The organism is Alicyclobacillus shizuokensis NBRC 103103 (genome assembly GCF_001552255.1).
Lineage (GTDB): Bacteria > Bacillota > Bacilli > Alicyclobacillales > Alicyclobacillaceae > Alicyclobacillus_G > Alicyclobacillus_G shizuokensis.
Genome location: NZ_BCQV01000029.1, coordinates 1 through 16,689, shown reverse-complemented (window position 1 = coordinate 16,689; position 16,689 = coordinate 1). Strand labels below are relative to the sequence as shown.

Genomic DNA, 16,689 nt, shown 5'->3' with positions numbered 1-16,689 from the left:
GATGACGCGTTGCTGGGCACATTGACGGGAGCGGCAGAACACGTCCACGTGTTGGGTGTGCGGTTTGACTTGATGCCGCGTTCCCACGTGGTGGAGCAAATCCTCGGCTGGATGGCGGAAGGCAGTCGCCACATGGTGGTCACGGCTGGTCCGGAACTGGTCATGCAGGCGGCGGCGGATGTGGACCTACAGCGCATCCTCCATGTGGCCGACCTGGTCACGCCGGATGGAGTGGGGATTGTCTGGGCGGCACGGCGGACGGGCCTGCGCGGCGTGGAGCGGGTGAGCGGCGTAGAATTGGTTGAAGACGTGCTCGCCGCCGCTTGCGAACGGCATCAGCCGCTGCGTGTGTTTGTGCTCGGCGCGACGCCTGCGTCGCTGAACGCCTGCCTGGCCGAGTTTGCCCGCCGTTACCCAGGGTGTCAGTTTGCCGGGCATCACGGCTACTTTGCGCCCGAGGATTTGCCCAAGGTGCTGGAGGAGGTGGCCCGGTTCAGGCCCAACCTGTGGTTGGTGGGGCTTGGGCAACCGCGGCAGGAGAAGTTGATCTTTGAGCACTTGCGCGACCTGCCCGCCTGTGTCGGCATCGGGGTCGGCGGCAGCATCGACGTCTGGGGTGGTACCATCAGGCGAGCACCGGCCTGGATGCGGCGGATGAATTTGGAATGGTTGTACCGGCTGCTGCGCCAACCTGCACGCTGGCGCCGCCAGTTGGCTTTGCCGCGCTTCGCCTGGCGCGTGGTGCGGAGCCGGCGTCAGGCATCGTGATGGATCGGCTCCCCGTGCCTGACGGGAGAGGAAAGATTCCCAGCGTGTGCGCCCCGCCGTGGTGGCAAACCCTAGGAGTACGTCAGCCGGTGAGGCTGGCGCTTCTGGGGAGGTGCTGGCGGATGAGCAAGACGCACGTGGTTCCGGGCTGCCACAAAGCGCTCGACGATCTGAAGTACGAGATTGCCCATGAACTGGGCATCCCTGTGTACCAGGGCAGCGAAGATTATTGGGGCGAGATTGCCAGCCGGGATACGGGCGCGGTCGGCGGCCGCATCACGGCACGGTTGGTCGCCTACGCCGAGCAGGTGTTGGCGTCCGGCGGCAGGTCAAGTTAACTGCATACCTTGTTGAAGCAGGCGAGGCCCACAGGGTCTCGCCTGTTCCTGATTGACGGACACAGGCAAATATAATACCATTACGTTGTTTTGGATACGGATTGCGATCCATATCGGTTTTTTTCCGAGAGTCCGAAGCCTTTTCGGATTGTTTGGCGTGATCCACCATCCGCAAAGGGGGGAACAATGATGGCGGCACGTCGGTTGTTTACGTCTGAGTCGGTGACCGAAGGCCACCCGGACAAAATCTGTGACCAAGTCTCCGATGCGGTGCTGGACGCCATCCTCGCGGATGATCCGAACGCGCGCGTCGCCTGCGAGACGGCGGTGACCACCGGCTTGGTGCTGGTCTCCGGTGAAATCAGCACCACTTGTTATGTGGATATTCCGAAAATCGTCCGCCGCACCATCGCGGAGATTGGCTATACACGCGCGAAGTTCGGCTTCGACGCTGAAACCTGCGCGGTCATCACGTCGATTGACGAACAGTCGCCCGACATCGCGGCCGGCGTCAATCGGGCGCTGGAAGCGCGCGAGAAGAACATGACCGACGCCGAGCTGGATGCCATCGGCGCCGGCGACCAGGGCCTGATGTTCGGTTTTGCCTGTGACGAAACGCCCGAGTTGATGCCATTGCCGATCTCGCTCAGCCACAAGCTGGCGCGCCGGCTCAGTGAGGTGCGCAAGGACGGGACGTTGACCTACTTGCGCCCGGACGGCAAGACCCAGGTGACGATTGAGTACGATGGGGACAAGCCGGTGCGCGTCGATACGATTGTCGTCTCCACCCAGCATGGGGAGGAGGTAGACCTGGCGACCATCGAGCGGGACATCCAGGAGCACGTGATTGCTCATGTGGTGCCGGAGCAGTGGTTGGATGCCAACACGAAATACTTCATCAACCCGACCGGGCGGTTTGTCATCGGCGGCCCGCAGGGAGACGCGGGCCTCACCGGGCGTAAGATTATCGTCGATACCTACGGTGGCTACGCGCGCCATGGAGGCGGGGCGTTTTCCGGCAAGGACCCGACCAAGGTTGACCGCAGTGCCGCCTATGCCGCCCGGTACGTGGCAAAGAACGTGGTGGCTGCGGGGCTGGCGCGCAAGTGCGAGGTCCAAGTGGCGTACGCAATTGGTGTCGCCCGACCGGTGTCCATTTCGGTTGACACCTACGGGACGGGCGCGATCTCGGAGGAGAAGATCGTCGAACTCATCCGCGGGCACTTCGACCTGCGGCCCGCTGCCATCATTCGTGACCTGGACCTGCGGCGGCCGATTTATCGCCAGACAGCGGCGTACGGCCACTTTGGGCGGCCGGATTTGGACTTGCCCTGGGAGCGGACGGACAAGGTGGAGGCGTTGCGCCGGGCGCTTTGAAGCAACAATCCACCCCCACAAACGGAGGATCCAGCGCGAAGGATATAGCATCACCCTTACCCCATGTTTTGGGCGTCGGCTGGCAACTCGGCTGACGCCATTTCTTTTTTATCCATCTTTTGCTTTTGTTCACCAAAGTTCAGCAGGAAAATCATAAGGGTATCCAGAATTATTCATAATACACTGCGATTCGTACCTATGATTCTCCTATGTGGAACAGGTCCGCAAGGATAGACCACGCTGAACGGAAGGGCGACGTGCGAGTTGAATCCCAATTTCGCTGCGCTGCAGGAGGCTATTGACAAGACACTGGCAGCTGTTTCCGAAGGGCGCGGGCAGGTCGGGCAGATTGTCGAATCCACGTCCCGGGAACTGCAACGTCTGGAGTCGGAGTATGAGCAGGCGAAGGAGGCCTGCATGAAGGCCATTGCCGAGGTGGCACAGGCCGAGATGCAAGCGCGCCGGGCGCGCACACGTTTGGCCGAGATCAGCCGGCTGGAAGGGCCAGGGGCGGAGGAAAAGATGCGCGAGGCTTACACGGCAGCCGAAAACGCGCAGACCGACCTGAGGCTCTGGCGCGAACGAGAGGCCAACCTGCGCTGGCGGCGCGACGAATTGGCCCGTCAGCTGAAGACGATGCAGGTGACCCTGCACAATGCCGAGTCGCTGCTGATGAAGTTCGACCACGTCCGCGACTATCTCGCCAACGGCCTCGCTGGTCTCTCCAGTACGCTTGAATTGGCCCAACTGCAGACTCTGCTGGGCTTTCAGATGTTGCAGATGCAGGAGGAGGAACGGCGCTTCCTGGCGCAGGTACTGCACGACGGCCCGATGCAGTTGCTGGCCAGCGCCGCCATGCGGCTTGAAGCTCATGGTCACCTGGACGGCGAAGTCAAACAGGAGGTGCAGGAGCAGCTGCGCGCGGTGATTCGTGATCTGCGCCGGGTGGCGTTTGATCTGCGTCCGCCGCTGATCGACGACCTGGGACTGATTCCGGCGCTCAAGCGGTATGTCCAACAGTGGACCGAGTGGACGCAAGTCCAAGCCAAGATTCATCTCAGCGGCATCGAGGTGCCTCTGGGGGCGGCTGAAAAGATGGCGGTGTTTCGATCCGTTCAGGAAGCGCTCCACAATGTGGAACAGCACGCCCACGCGCGAAAAGTGGACATCTTCGTCGTCTACGGCTTGGATACGCTGTTGGTGCATGTGCGCGACGACGGCGTCGGTCTGGCTGTGGTTGATTGGCAGGGTTGGCTGCATGAGGGGCGCATCGGCCTGACGATGGTCAATCAACGCCTGCAGCTGCTGCAAGGGGGCCTGGAAGTGCGGCGGCGAGAAAGCGGAGGGACTGAAGTGATCATCCACCTGCCCCTGCGGCGCGGCGATCTCACGCGTGTACAGGCAGAAGGAGGGGGAATGGTTGGAAACACAGCAACCCATTCGCGTGGCCATCGCGGATGACAACGACCAATTTCGCGAGACACTGCGCGAGGTACTCAGCTACGAATCCGACCTTCAGGTCATCGCCACGTGGAAAAACGGCGCCGACGCGGTGGAGGGCTTGGAGCACGTGCAGCCGGATGTACTGCTGTTGGACATCAACATGCCTGTGCTCAATGGAGTCGAGGCGACACACCGGCTACAGGCCGCACATCCGGACCTCAAGATCATCATCCTCAGCATGTACGACGATGAAGGCTACGTGTTGGAGACGTTGAAGGCTGGCGCCGCCGGGTATCTGGTCAAGGACGGGTCCGTCACCGACGTGGTGGGCGCGATTCGTGAGGTCGCGGCGGGTCGCGGGATGGTGCATCCGCAGGTAACGCACACCATCATTTCGCAGTTTCACGACTTGGCCCTGCTCAGCGACGAATGGAAAGAGACGCTGACCAATCGGGAGATGGATGTTCTGCGCGAGTTGGGGCAGGGCAAATCCAATGAAGAGATTGCCCAAGCCCTCGGCATCACGGAAAAGACGGTCAAAGATCATATTTCCAATATCCTGGCCAAGCTGGGCGTGACCGACCGCACGCAAGCCGTGGTAGTGGCCATGAAGCGCCGCTGGATTCCGTCGTAAGATTCCGAGTTCCCGGTCTTCGTGGGGGTTCCTCCTTTTCCCTCCCCGCATATACTGCTGCAGGGGGTGAGGGCATGGTGGAAGCCCTGGTATTTTGGGGGCTCGCCCTGTATGGGGCCGTGATGCTCGTCTGGCAGGTGAGCCAGCGGCTCAAGCGCCGCTTGGCCGCCAATCCCTTGACCTTTGTCTTCATTGTGCAGGATGCCGAGGCGCACATTGAGGGCGTGCTACGCTCCCTAACCTTGCGGACAGCGTGGTCCACGCGACTCCGGCGGGTGCTTGTGATTGATTTGGCGTCCGTGGATGATACTCCGCTCATCCTCGAACGTCTGGCGGGCGAGCACGACTGCATCCATTGGCAGCGGGCGGAGAGTGAAGACGAGGTTCGCCGCATCTTGACGCGAACTTGCCTCACCGAGCCATTTGTCGGCTGCATCTACGATTTGCGGGCGGCTCGGGCGCCGCGGGACGTCACAGAGGATATGATCCGATTCTGTTGTCACTAAGTTTGTCAATCAGCTTGTCCACGCGCTCGCTCCACGCGAATACCGTCTCTGTATCGGCCTCGGTTTTCGACAACCAGGTCAGCAGGTATTCATAGGCCTCAAGCAGGCACTCGGTGTCCTCACACGCCTCGGCCGCCTGGACAACCTCCATGACCTCGCGCAGCGCCTTGTCTGTGTCCCCGAGTTCATACCAAGCCCGCGCGCGCAGCAGGCGCAGGCGGACAGTCAGGTCTGGCCTTCGCTCTGCCTGCGACTGTTCTGGCATACGTCTGACCATGGACGCGAGACACTCCTCGGTGCGTTCCAGCGCTACGTGAATTCGCCCTTCATCCAGCCAGTGTCGAATCAAGAGCTCCTCTATCCTGACAAGGGATTCGGCGTTCTTGGCCATGGTGAGGCCAACGCGCAGCCAAGGGGAAGACCACGGCTCCTGCTGGCCCCCGATGGATTCCAACATCATCTGGCCTTCCAGGTGCCGCGCCGCTTCTAAAAAGGCAATCGCCTTGTCCATGAGCGCGCGGGCTCCACCTGGGTCGTTGCGGGCGAGGGCCCGGTCTGCATCTTCCGCCAGCGATGCGGCTATCGTGTGCAGGCGGTGAAGACGGGGTGATCGGTGGAGCGCCCGTTCCACCCACGCGGCTGCTTCCGTCTCGCGTCCCTGCTCCGTCAACAATTGGTAGAGTAACAGGTAGATCTCGGTCAGGTCCGTCTCCACTTGTGTACGCGAGTATTCTGATTTATTCACCAAGCGTTCTCCTAAGATGACCGCATTTTCCCATTCATGAATTGCTCCGTCCGGGTTGTTCATGGCATACTCGACCTGCCCGGACTCTCTGTAGATGCGCAGCAAGGCTCGCTGCTCCTGCGTCTGCAGGGCGTATTCGCGCAGTTGCTCCAGGAGCGGTATAACCTCGTTGTAATCGCCCAGCATACGCTTCGCCTGGACGAGCAGCAGGTGGTATTCCAGGTACTCGTATCCTGGCGGAGTGGGTACGGGCAGTTGGTGCAGCGTCTCCAGGGCTTTGTTCGGCTGGTCGGCCAACAGCCAGTACTCGGCGGTGCGCAGCATCGCCGTCGGGGTGTACGGATCGCCCAGTTCTCCTAAAAAGTACTCGACCGAGGTCCCCAGGCGGTTGGCCAACTGACATAACAGGGAATAGGATGGACGCGCCTTATCGGATTCAATCTGGCTGATCATGCTGGAGGTGACGATGCCGTTCGCCAACTCCGCCTGCGTCATCCCCCGCTGTTGTCGGATTTCACGCACCTTTGCGCCGATGGAGCTCATGGAAAAGTTCACCAACCCTTTGCCTGATGTCTGGTGTGGTCTTTCTGTGTATTCCTCTCTGTGTTTATGGCGAGCTGTGGGGGCGGATCGATAGAAGCTTCAGGAATACAAGATACAAGACAGAATACTAATGGAATTTTACAGGATACTGACGAGAAATCCTAGCCCTATATCGGAAAGAATATATATACATCACTGGGAAAATTCATCCCTGATGCGGGGCTTCAGGCCCGGCGCATCCGTCTCGGGGAGATATGGAGGTCCAATGTATGGGAAATATCGCATTTGTCACCGACAGCACGGCCTATCTGACACCAGAGCAGGCGAACGAGTATGGGATTGAGGTGGTGCCGCTGTCGGTCTTGTTCGGCAGTGAGACGTTCCGCGAAGGTGTGGACCTGACCGCAGAGCAGTTTTACGCCCGGCTGGCGCACGCAGACAAGCTGCCGACCACGTCCCAACCGACCCCGGGGGAGTTTGCAGCGGTGTTTGAACGGCTCCTGAAGGACCATGACAGCGTGCTGTGTCTCTTGCTCTCCGGCGGTCTGAGCGGTACGGTGCAGTCGGCTGAAATGGCGGTCAAGCAGGTGGGAGGCGACGTCACCGTCGTGGACTCTCGTATTTCCAGTTACGGCATCGCCGGGCCGCTATTGGACGGGGCGGCGCTGGCACGGCAGGGAGGCAGCAAAGAGGATGTGCTGAATCTTTGGCGGCGTGAGTTGGAAGAGATGCACGCCTACTTTGTCATCGACACACTGGAGTACCTGCATAAGGGCGGACGCATTGGCGGAGCGTCTGCGGTGTTCGGCGCGCTGCTGCAGATCAAGCCGATTTTGACGATGAACGACGGGCGAATCGACCTGTTTGAAAAGGTCCGCACACACCGCCGAGCGATGGAGCGGATGTTGGCACGCTTTGACGAGGACGCTAGGGACGGACGCCCACTTCAGGTGGGGGTGGTGCACTCGCGGCGCCTGGAGGATGCGGAGAGGCTCAGACAGGACCTGCTCGCCCGCTACCCCAACGTCCAGGCGGATATCAGTGAACTGGGCCCAGTCATCGGCACGCACACCGGCCCGGGAGTGCTCGCCTTGGTCTATTACCCGCGGCTCTCATCCCGGCGGGATGGACAATGAGCGCCGGCAAACCCTCGTTCCCGCGCTGGCCAACGAGCCACCTTCTGTGTGGCTGGGCGAGAGGAGGAGGGAGGTTGCGACAGCGTGCGCCGGCCCGCCTGACGCCTCGTTTTCGGGCACGCCTCCTGATGCAGGCAGCAGCGTCGTGGTTGTATCCGGATGCTTCGCCCATCTGCCCTCTTTGCCATCGCCCGTTGCCCGGCGTGGCGATCACGGATGCGGTGCGTTCGGATGACAGCCGATTCTGCCTGTTTTGTCTCCAGCGCCTCGCCGCCCTGCAGCCGCGGGTTTGGAAGGGTTGCCTGCAGACTCGGCTGGGGCGTGTGCCGCTGGCCTGCGGCCTTCCCTACGACAAGGACATCCCGGCGTTCATCCGCGCCTGGAAATACGACGGCTTGCTCGCCCTAACCCCTTGGCTCGCCGTCTTTGTCGAGGCGGCCTGGCAGCGGTTGGCGCGGGTGTTCGGCGCGCAGCCGTGGCTTTTGGTTCCTGTTCCCACATCGCTTGATCGGTGGCAGCAGCGCGGCTACGACCACGTGCTCCTGCTGGCGGAGCGGATTTCCTCGCAAACAGGTCTGCCCGTATGGCCGGGTTTGCTGAGGCGCGCCGATGAGGGGAGCGGTCCCACGCAATCACAGACCGCTAAATCGGCGGCCCAGCGCAGCGCCGGAACGGCCGGCCGCTACGCCGTTCGTCCCGATGCCTTGGTCCACTCATTCTTCCGGGCAGGAGTACGGGCGCAACGGTTTCTGCTGGTGGATGACGTGGTGACGACCGGATCGACCCTGGCTGCGTGCGCCGACGCACTGTTCTCCGCTGGCGCCGTGCAAGTGGCCGGGGTGGCGATTGCCCGCGTCCAGTGAGTCCGCTCGGCCTGTGCGGCGCCGCTTGCGGAGATCCGCTCGGGAGACGCGGCCCTGGTTCTGACTGTGCGGATTTTGTCGAATGGAGCAGGAAAATGACGGTGGCAAGTGGAAATGTTTCATGAATGGATTTCGGGCTGCTGAACGGCTGCCAGGTCGCGGCAGGCCCGGTCTAGGGTGGGACGTTTCATGACCATTGCCAATTGCAAACGCTGCGGGCGCATCTTCAACCGCGTGTCGCGCGACATCTGCCCAGCCTGCGTCGCGGAGGAGGACGAGGCCTTCGAGAAAGTGCGCGCGTACCTCAAGGAACACCGCTATGCCACCATACCCGAAACGAGCGAAGCGACGGACGTCGACCTGGACCTGATTGTCGACATGGTCAAGAGCGGACGGTTGATCGTCCGCGACTTTCCGAACTTTGCTTATACCTGTGAGCGGTGTGGCGCGCCCATTCAGGTGGGACGCTTTTGTGCTCGCTGCACGCAAGAACTGTCGAACCTGCTCGGGATTGCCGAGAAAGGCAAGGACAGTGCCAAGGCTCGAACGGACAAGCCCCTTTCCCGCAGACACGGTTATTATTCGCGCTAGAACGCAGCGGGAGCGGAGGTGCGAGCGTGGCGACACCTTACAACGCGTATCGTCAGTGGCAGCAGACACGCCGCCAGGAGACGGTCGAACAGAACCTGGACTTGGTCTACCGCATCGCTCGCAGGGTGCTTGCCGCCGTCGGACAGGACGGTCGCTTGGAGTATGGAGACTTGGTCAACGCTGGCATCCTCGGCTTGTACGACGCGATAGACAGGTATGATGCAGGGCGCGGCGTGCCGTTCGCGGTGTTTGCCGGCCGCCATATCAGAGGGCGCATATTGGATGAAGTGGCGCGACATCGCCAGTTGCCGCGCAGCCTGCGTGACAAGCAAGTGCGTCTGCACCGTGCGGTGGACGAACTGAGCCAGAGGCTCATGCGGACACCGAGCGATGAGGAGGTGCGGGCGCAGCTTGGGCTGTCAGAGAAGGAGTATCAGTCCTGGTTGGCCGACTGCGCTTGGACGGCCGTCTGGTCGGTGGAGGAATTGGAGCAGGCGGGCCAGTTCGATGTGGTCGAGGAGCGCGCTGAGGCGAGTCCAGAGGCGACCATGGACTGGCAGGAGACCCGCGCTGAGCTGATACGCGCCCTGCGACAGTTGAACGTGCGCGAGCAGCAGGTCCTCTACGCCTACTACGTGGAGGAGTTGACGATGAAAGAAACGGCGGATGTGGTGGGCGTCAGTGAGTCACAGATATCGCGCATTCACAGCCGGGCTTTGGCCAAGCTGCGCGATTTGCTTGGGGGACAGCAAAGAGGGGCCCCTGCTCGCACGGAAGCGCAGGTCGGGGATTCGGCCAATCCAGGAGCCGCGAGCCGGCGCGCCAAGAAGAACCGCCAATCCGACACTTGACTGTCTGCAAGTTTTTTGCCGCGTTTCCGATATACAGAGTGAGAAGAGGAGCGGGTGGTGAGAACATGCGCATTGGCGAGGCCGGTTGGCCGGTCGGTTTAGGTCCTAATGCCGAGCGACTGCGGCCCAGCAGCGCTGGACAGCAAAGAGAGACAGAGGTGGTGGATTCCCGCACGGAGCAGGCGGTCCGGGCTGCGGAAGAGACAGCCGGAAGTGCGGCTGCTGACCTTGCGGCATCCGGCTCCGCCACGTCGGCTCAAGAAGCGGAAGGGGTCGCTCGATCCCATAAGGTTGCGGCACTCAAACAGGCATTTCAATCCGGGCAGCCGCTGGACCTGGAGGCGCTGGCAGACAGACTGCTGGAGAGCGGTGTCCTGTCTTCCGATGCCTCCAATGCCTGGTGAGTCCATCGAACGGTTCGCTGCAGAACGGCTGAGCGCAGGTCGATGAACGTCGGGCCTCAGACTATTCATCATGGGGTAAGGTTGAGAGAAGCAAAAAAATACGGGTGTTTGATGGGTGGCGTCTGAGGCAGACGGGAGGCGCGCAGAACTGCGCGGCAGGACCAGGAGTTTAGGCCGGAGACAAGGGGCGAGGCCGGAATGGAAGCGGAGCAGCTGTTGTTCTTGTTGCAGCAGGTGCAGCGGCGTTTGGATGAGATGCTCACGCTGGGGCAGGCTGTACTGGCCGATTTGCCGGAGACCGATGCGGACGGAGAGCGGTTTGCCGAGCGGATCGATGAAATCCTGGACGCACTCAGCCGCCGCGACGAGTCGTTTCGTTTGTTGCGAGAGTTGCGGCTGTCGGACAGGTACACAGTATGGGAGTTGGCGCAGCACGCGGACGGACGGGTGCGCAAGGCGGCTGTTGCCGTAGCGGGTCGGTTGGAGGAAACGGCGCGGCAGAGTCAGGAGTTGGGTGAGCGGTTGCACGCGGTCCAGGGCGAATTGCAGGACAGACTGGCGCGTGTGAGTCGGTCGCTGCGGTTCACCGCCGCATACCGAGGCGGGGGATTGCCGTTACCGCCAGGCCTGCGTGTCAATCAGCAAGGGTGAGACAAGCCGTTGAACCTGAGGCTGGCCAGGCCCGCTATGCACAAATCTACAGGGGTCAAGGGTGCACCCTCGCGTTGTGGGTGCTCTTTTGGTGCAGGTTGGAAAGGAGGGGGCCTATGGACGTACGCTATCCGAATCATCACGCTGTGTCCGTCGACTTTTTACGCGCCGCTCCGGTGGGGGGCACCAATCCAGTGCAGCGCCAGCCTGATGCCCAAGAAACGGAGCTGTCGGTCGCAACGATAACGCCGAATGGGGCGGCGGCAGCGCCTCATCCCGGAACGGGAGCGGGCTACCCAAGCAGCGCCCCCGGACGAGTGGACAGCCCAACCCTGCAGAAGGCCATCGACGCGGTGAATCAGCAGCTTGCGCCGCGTCAAATGCGGGTTGAGTTTCAATATGACGACAAGGCCAACCGGGTGTTCGTCAACCTGCTGGATGCCAAAACGGGCCAACTGTTGCTGGAGATCCCGCCGGATGGCGTGCGGCGGATTTTGGAGGGCGATGTAGGCGGCATTGTTTCTGACGAAACTATCTGATAATTATGGTGTCGACTCCGCGCCTGTGCTATAATGGGGCCAGGAAGGGAGGAGTCAAACATGAACGTACTGGTACGTGGTGACCGCATGGAAGTAACCGGTGCCCTTGAGGAGTATGCCGCGAAGAAGCTCGGTCGCCTGGAAAAGTACTTTGACACTCCACCTGAGAAAGAGGCGCACGTGACGATGTCGGTGGTGGGCAACCAACACCGCGTCGAAGTGACCCTGCAGCTGCACGGTGTGCTGTTCCGCGCCGAAGAGGAATCGGACGACATGTACGCTTCTATTGACCTGGTGGTCGATAAGTTGGAGCAGCAGCTCAACCGATACAAGGCGAAGCTGAACCAACGGTTTCGCGAGCAGGGTCTGCGCACTCGGATCAAATCCTCCCGACAGGAAGCCGCCCGCCGTGCGTCGGATGATGCGGAGCTGCGCGTGGTCAAGACCAAGCGCTTTCCTATCAAGCCGATGGACGTGGAGGAAGCGGTTTTGCAAATGGAACTCCTGAGCCACGATTTCTTCGTTTTCACGAATGCGGACACCGAAGAGGTGAATGTGATATACCGTCGGCGCGACGGCAACTACGGTCTGATTGAACCCCAGTGACCTTGCCGTCGGATTGACGCTGGCAACTGGCGGCGTTCAATTCCTGCCGCCTTCGCTCCGCCGGCCATGTGAATATGAAAAGTCCACCACGCCCGCCCACACGGCGGGCGTGCATGATCAGGCGCGACCTGATGTTCTGCTCCTCGTTTGGAAAAAGACTCCTCCGAGTTGTGATTCCCGTCGTCTCCCTGTACAATTCTATGCTAGGAGATGTTGGGCTCCGGCACCCGCCGCGATTCGGCGACTGCGGGGGCCCACGCACAGAGAGGGGCGTGACCTTCGGGTGGGAGTCCTGAAGCAGCTGTTTGACAGCAATGAACGCGAAATCGCCCGGATGCGCAAAGTCGTCGCCCGGATCAACGATTTGGAGCCGCAGATGGAGGCGCAGAGTGACGAAGAGCTGCGGGCCAAGACGGGCGAGTTCCGCAGCCGGTTGGAACAGGGCGCCAAATTGGACGATTTGCTCGTCGAGTCGTTCGCTGTGGTGCGCGAGGCGGCCAAGCGGGTGCTCGGCCAGCGTCACTTCGACGTGCAGCTGATGGGTGGCATTGTGCTGCACCACGGCAAGGTCGCCGAGATGAAGACCGGTGAAGGCAAGACACTGGTCGCGACGCTGCCGTCGTATCTGAACGCGCTCACGGGCAAGGGCGTGCACGTGGTCACCGTTAACGACTACCTGGCCCGCCGCGACAGCGAGATGATGGGGCGCGTGCACCAGTTTTTAGGTTTGTCGGTCGGGTTGAACATTGCCGGCATGGACGCCGCGGCCAAACGGGCAGCGTACCAGGCCGACATCACCTACGGCACCAACAACGAGTTCGGGTTTGATTACCTGCGTGACAACATGGTGATGTCGCTGGACGAAATGGTGCAGCGGCCGCTGCATTACGCCATCGTCGACGAGGTCGACTCCATCCTGATTGACGAAGCGCGGACGCCGCTCATCATCTCGGGGCCGGCGGAAAAATCGGCCGACCTCTACTTCCGGGCCGACTTGTTCGTGCGCAGCCTGTCCCCGGATGACTACGAGGTCGACGAGAAGATGCGCACGGTCAATCTCACCGACTCGGGCGTGAAGAAGGGTGAGCGTTTCTTCCGGGTGCAGAATTTGTTCGATCCGGACAACGTCGCGCTCATGCACCACATCACGCAGGCGCTCAAGGCGCACGGGCTGATGAAGCGCGACAAGGACTACGTCGTGGCCGGCGATGAGGTCATCATCGTCGATGAGTTCACCGGCCGCTTGATGCAGGGCCGCCGCTACAGTGAGGGGTTGCATCAGGCGATTGAGGCGAAGGAAGGCGTGCCGGTCCAGAACGAGACGAAGACCCTGGCGACCATCACCCTCCAGAACTACTTCCGCATGTACCAGAAGCTGTCCGGCATGACCGGCACCGCGAAGACAGAGGAGAAGGAGTTCCAGGAGATCTACGGCATGGACGTCGTTGTCATCCCGACCAACCGACCGATGATTCGCCAGGACCTGCCGGACGTCATCTACAAGACGCAGCACGGCAAGTTCAACGCGGTGGTCGAGGAGATTGTCCGCCGCCATGAGAAGGGACAACCCGTGCTGGTCGGCACCACCTCCATCGAGAAGTCCGAGTTGCTCTCCAGCCTGCTCAAACGTCGGGGCATCTTGCACCAGGTGCTCAACGCCAAGCAGCACGAGCGCGAGGCGGAGATCATCGCCTTGGCAGGACAGGCAGGCGCGGTGACGATTGCCACCAACATGGCCGGACGCGGCACCGACATCCTGCTGGGCGAGGGCGTCCCGGATCTCGGCGGTCTGCATATCATAGGTACCGAGCGGCATGAAAGCCGTCGCATCGACAACCAGCTGCGTGGCCGATCCGGCCGTCAAGGAGATCCGGGTTCCTCCCAGTTCTTCTTGTCGTTGGAGGATGACCTGCTGCGGCTGTTCGGATCGGACAACATCAAACGCATGATGGACCGCATGGGCTTGGACGAGGACCAGCCGATTGACCATAAGATGCTGACCGGCGCTATGGAACGGGCGCAGAAGAAGGTGGAGGCCAACAACTACGACATCCGCAAGCACGTCCTGCGCTACGACGATGTCATGAACAAGCAGCGCGAGGTGATCTACCGCCAGCGCCGGCAGATCCTTGAGCAGGAAAACCTGCGCGATGTGGTGGAAGGCATGGGCAAGGACCTGATTGACCACATGCTGGAGGTCTACTGTTCGACCGAGCAGGTACCGGAGGACTGGGACCTGGACGCGCTGCTGGCTTTTGGCGAACGCCACTTCCTCCACCCGGGCCAGATCAAAGCGGAGGACCTGCGCGGCTTGGAGCGGGATGAACTGCGTGAGAAGCTGTACGACATCCTGCACCAAAACTACGACGCCCGCGAGGAAGAGTTGGGCCCGTTCCTGCGCGATTTGGAGCGCGTGGTGGTGTTGCGCACGGTCGATTCGAAGTGGATGGATCACATCGACGCGATGGACCAGTTCCGCCAAGGGGTGCACTTGCGCTCCTACGGCCAGGCCGATCCGCTCGTGATCTACCAAAAAGAGGGCTACGAAATGTTCGAGGCCATGATTCGCAGCATCGAGGAAGAGGTCATCCTCTACGTGTTCAAATCCACCATCGCAATGACTCCGCAGCCGGTGTCAATTCACGACAGCGTGCCGGTGCAGGGTGGCTGATGCCAGAGGCGGCCGCGGGTTTTGCCGGGTGGCGGCGGCCCGCGGGCGAAGTGGGTGGCACAGCCTCACACAGCGACGAATTTTCAGCAGAGGTGAAGTTTCATGGCAGAGACGTTTGGGGAACTGCGCGGCGAAGCGCAGACTATGGCTAAGCGATTAGCGGAAATCGGGAGGTCTCTTTGACGTCGCTGCCAAGGAGCAGCGGATTGCCGAACTGGAGGAACAGATGGCCGATCCCGGTTTCTGGGACGACCAGGCGGCCGCGCAAAAGGTCATCAACGAGGCCAACAGCCTGCGTGGATATGTGGAGCAGCTGCGGAAGCTGGAGTCGGCTAAAGACGACCTCGAAGTGATGATTGAGCTGGCGGCCGAGGAGAACGACATGGACCTGTTCGCCGAGGCCAACGCGGCCGCGGCGGCGTTGGAGAAGGACATCGAGAAGTTCGAGCTGCAGCTGATGCTCTCGGGCCCGCATGACGCCAATAACGCCATTGTCGAACTCCACCCCGGAGCCGGGGGCACCGAGTCCCAGGATTGGGCCGCCATGCTGCTGCGCATGTACACGCGCTGGGCGGAGGACAAGGGATACAAGGTAGAGACTCTCGACTATCTGCCCGGCGACGAGGCGGGCATCAAGAGTGTCACTCTGCTCATCAAAGGATACAACGCGTACGGGTATTTGAAGGCGGAGAAAGGCGTGCACCGCCTGGTGCGCATCTCGCCCTTCGACGCCTCCGGGCGGCGCCACACGTCGTTCGCGTCTGTGGATGTCATCCCGGAGATCGACGAGGACGACACCGTCGAAATCAAGCCGGAGGAACTGCGCATCGACGTGTACCGATCGAGTGGGGCCGGCGGGCAGCATGTCAACACGACCGACTCGGCGGTGCGCATCACCCACCTGCCCACCGGGATCGTCGTCACCTGCCAGAGCGAGCGTTCGCAGATTCAGAACCGCGAGCGGGCGATGAACCTGCTGCGCGCCCGCCTGGCCGAAAAGAAGCGGCAGGAGCAGGAGGAGCAGATGGCGAAGCTGCGCGGCGAGCAGAAGGAGATTGCCTGGGGCAGCCAGATCCGCTCGTACGTGTTCCACCCATATTCCCTGGTCAAGGACCATCGCACCGGTCAGGAGATCGGCAACGTCGAGGCGGTGGTCGATGGTTTGCTGGATCCGTTCATCGACGCCTATCTGCGCTGGCAGCTCGCCCTTCAGCAGGGAAAGGCGGTGGCCGCAGCCGGCGGCGATTTGGACGTGTAAGGAGCGAGGAGCCTTCTGGCCCGGATTCCGGACAAGAAAGCGGCCGGCCTCGGCGCAGCATGGGTTGCACCGAGGTCGGCTTTGCGGCTTTGCGGATGTCCGGAGAGTGGCATGTTGGAAGCGAGCGTGGGTCTGTTGGAGGCGAGCGTGGGGGGCGTGTCTATGGGCAGTGGCGGGTACACGATTCGCCGTGCTGTCGTCCAGGACGCGGCGGAGGTGGCCGGGGTGAATGTCGACAGTTGGCGCAGCGCATACCGCGGCATCCTGTCGGACGCATATCTGGACAGCCTATCGTACGCGGCACGGGAGGAGAATCTGCGCGCTCGGCTGCAGATGGGGTGTGACCCCGAACGTCACTACGCGATGTTCGTGGCGGAAGATGCACAGGGGCGAATTATCGGGTTTGCCGACGGCGGCCCGGAACGATCCGGAGACGCGGAGTATGACGGTGAGCTGTACGCCATCTATCTTCTCGAAGGTCATCGGTGCCATGGCCTGGGCAGGCGATTGCTTCAACAGGTTACCCTGCATCTCGCAGAAAATCACTTTTCGCGGGATGCTGATTTGGGTTTTGGCGGACAACCCGTCGCGGCGTTTCTATGAGCGCCTCGGTGGACAGCTTGTGCGGGAAGCGGAGGTTGAACTCGGCGGGCAGCGTCTGCGTGAGCTGGCCTACGGATGGAAAAACCTTGACGGAGCGCTGTTCACTTGAAGCCGGCCGATGTTTTCGGCGAGCGTGGACGGCAACCTCCCTGATATACAGAT

General features: G+C 61.5%; 18 protein-coding genes. 17 read left to right on the top strand and 1 reads right to left on the bottom strand.

Translation table 11 applies throughout. The annotated features are described in order from the left end of the window. The first annotated feature begins 9 nt into the window (after positions 1-9). From ASH01S_RS11980 to ASH01S_RS11955, 6 genes are all read left to right on the top strand, one after another. A complete protein-coding gene (locus tag ASH01S_RS11980) occupies positions 10-768 on the top strand; it encodes a WecB/TagA/CpsF family glycosyltransferase (protein ID WP_245629048.1) in 759 nt (252 codons plus the stop codon). A gap of 122 nt (positions 769-890) precedes the next feature. Next, positions 891-1,106 (top strand): alpha/beta-type small acid-soluble spore protein, encoded by a 216-nt coding sequence (locus tag ASH01S_RS11975; protein WP_067928508.1) that lies wholly within the window; start codon positions 891-893, stop codon positions 1,104-1,106. 189 nt (positions 1,107-1,295) lie between these two features. Continuing rightward, positions 1,296-2,483: a methionine adenosyltransferase gene (gene metK / locus ASH01S_RS11970; RefSeq protein ID WP_067928506.1), complete on the top strand. Its 1,188-nt coding sequence runs from the start codon at positions 1,296-1,298 to the stop codon at positions 2,481-2,483. 264 nt (positions 2,484-2,747) lie between these two features. Next, the gene (locus ASH01S_RS11965; protein WP_067928503.1) at positions 2,748-3,944 is read left to right on the top strand and encodes a sensor histidine kinase; all 1,197 of its coding nucleotides are present in this window, start codon (positions 2,748-2,750) and stop codon (positions 3,942-3,944) included. Then, positions 3,904-4,560 carry a response regulator gene (locus tag ASH01S_RS11960; RefSeq protein WP_067928501.1) on the top strand — a complete coding sequence of 219 codons (657 nt, stop codon included), beginning with the start codon at positions 3,904-3,906 and terminating at the stop codon, positions 4,558-4,560. Before ASH01S_RS11965 ends, ASH01S_RS11960 begins: the two co-directional genes overlap by 41 nt. A gap of 74 nt (positions 4,561-4,634) precedes the next feature. After that, positions 4,635-5,066, top strand: coding sequence for a glycosyltransferase family protein (locus ASH01S_RS11955; RefSeq protein WP_067928499.1), 432 nt, complete (start codon positions 4,635-4,637; stop codon positions 5,064-5,066). Here the strand turns inward: ASH01S_RS11955 and ASH01S_RS11950 are convergent. After that, the gene (locus tag ASH01S_RS11950; RefSeq protein ID WP_067928495.1) at positions 5,032-6,354 is read right to left on the bottom strand and encodes a helix-turn-helix domain-containing protein; all 1,323 of its coding nucleotides are present in this window, start codon (positions 6,352-6,354) and stop codon (positions 5,032-5,034) included. The two genes, ASH01S_RS11955 and ASH01S_RS11950, sit on opposite strands and share 35 nt — an antisense overlap. Before the next feature lie 269 nt (positions 6,355-6,623). Here ASH01S_RS11950 and fakB point away from each other — a divergent pair, with 269 nt between their 5' ends. The 11 genes from fakB (at position 6,624) to ASH01S_RS11895 (ending at position 16,527) form a co-directional block, all read left to right on the top strand. After that, positions 6,624-7,490, top strand: a complete 867-nt coding sequence (gene fakB, locus ASH01S_RS11945) for a DegV family protein (protein ID WP_067928492.1) — start codon at positions 6,624-6,626, stop codon at positions 7,488-7,490. Between the two features lie 74 nt (positions 7,491-7,564). Next, a complete protein-coding gene (locus ASH01S_RS11940; protein WP_067928488.1) occupies positions 7,565-8,353 on the top strand; it encodes a ComF family protein in 789 nt (262 codons plus the stop codon). Positions 8,354-8,542: 189 nt separating this feature from the next. Then, entirely contained in the window at positions 8,543-8,944 is a 402-nt protein-coding gene (locus ASH01S_RS11935) for a TIGR03826 family flagellar region protein (protein WP_067928484.1), read from the top strand. Positions 8,945-8,970: 26 nt separating this feature from the next. Next, positions 8,971-9,795: a sigma-70 family RNA polymerase sigma factor gene (locus ASH01S_RS11930; RefSeq protein WP_067928481.1), complete on the top strand. Its 825-nt coding sequence runs from the start codon at positions 8,971-8,973 to the stop codon at positions 9,793-9,795. A 65-nt stretch (positions 9,796-9,860) separates the two neighbouring features. Continuing rightward, positions 9,861-10,199, top strand: a complete 339-nt coding sequence (locus ASH01S_RS11925; RefSeq protein ID WP_067928478.1) for a flagellar biosynthesis anti-sigma factor FlgM — start codon at positions 9,861-9,863, stop codon at positions 10,197-10,199. Positions 10,200-10,397: 198 nt separating this feature from the next. Continuing rightward, positions 10,398-10,850, top strand: a complete 453-nt coding sequence (locus ASH01S_RS11920; RefSeq protein WP_067928476.1) for a hypothetical protein — start codon at positions 10,398-10,400, stop codon at positions 10,848-10,850. A gap of 116 nt (positions 10,851-10,966) precedes the next feature. Further along, positions 10,967-11,389: a flagellar protein FlaG gene (locus tag ASH01S_RS11915; protein WP_067928473.1), complete on the top strand. Its 423-nt coding sequence runs from the start codon at positions 10,967-10,969 to the stop codon at positions 11,387-11,389. Positions 11,390-11,449: 60 nt separating this feature from the next. Further along, positions 11,450-11,995, top strand: coding sequence for a ribosome hibernation-promoting factor, HPF/YfiA family (hpf, locus tag ASH01S_RS11910; RefSeq protein ID WP_067928471.1), 546 nt, complete (start codon positions 11,450-11,452; stop codon positions 11,993-11,995). A 283-nt stretch (positions 11,996-12,278) separates the two neighbouring features. Further along, on the top strand, positions 12,279-14,666 hold the full coding sequence (gene secA, locus ASH01S_RS11905) for a preprotein translocase subunit SecA (protein ID WP_067928468.1): 2,388 nt from the start codon (positions 12,279-12,281) through the stop codon (positions 14,664-14,666). A gap of 102 nt (positions 14,667-14,768) precedes the next feature. Continuing rightward, positions 14,769-15,924 (top strand): peptide chain release factor 2 gene (prfB, locus tag ASH01S_RS11900; protein ID WP_157067119.1). Its coding sequence is split into 2 segments (ribosomal slippage): positions 14,769-14,846 and positions 14,848-15,924, totalling 1,155 coding nucleotides; the frame shifts between segments, so codons are not numbered across the junction. A 114-nt stretch (positions 15,925-16,038) separates the two neighbouring features. After that, on the top strand, positions 16,039-16,527 hold the full coding sequence (locus tag ASH01S_RS11895) for a GNAT family N-acetyltransferase (protein ID WP_217996322.1): 489 nt from the start codon (positions 16,039-16,041) through the stop codon (positions 16,525-16,527). Positions 16,528-16,689 lie beyond the last annotated feature (162 nt).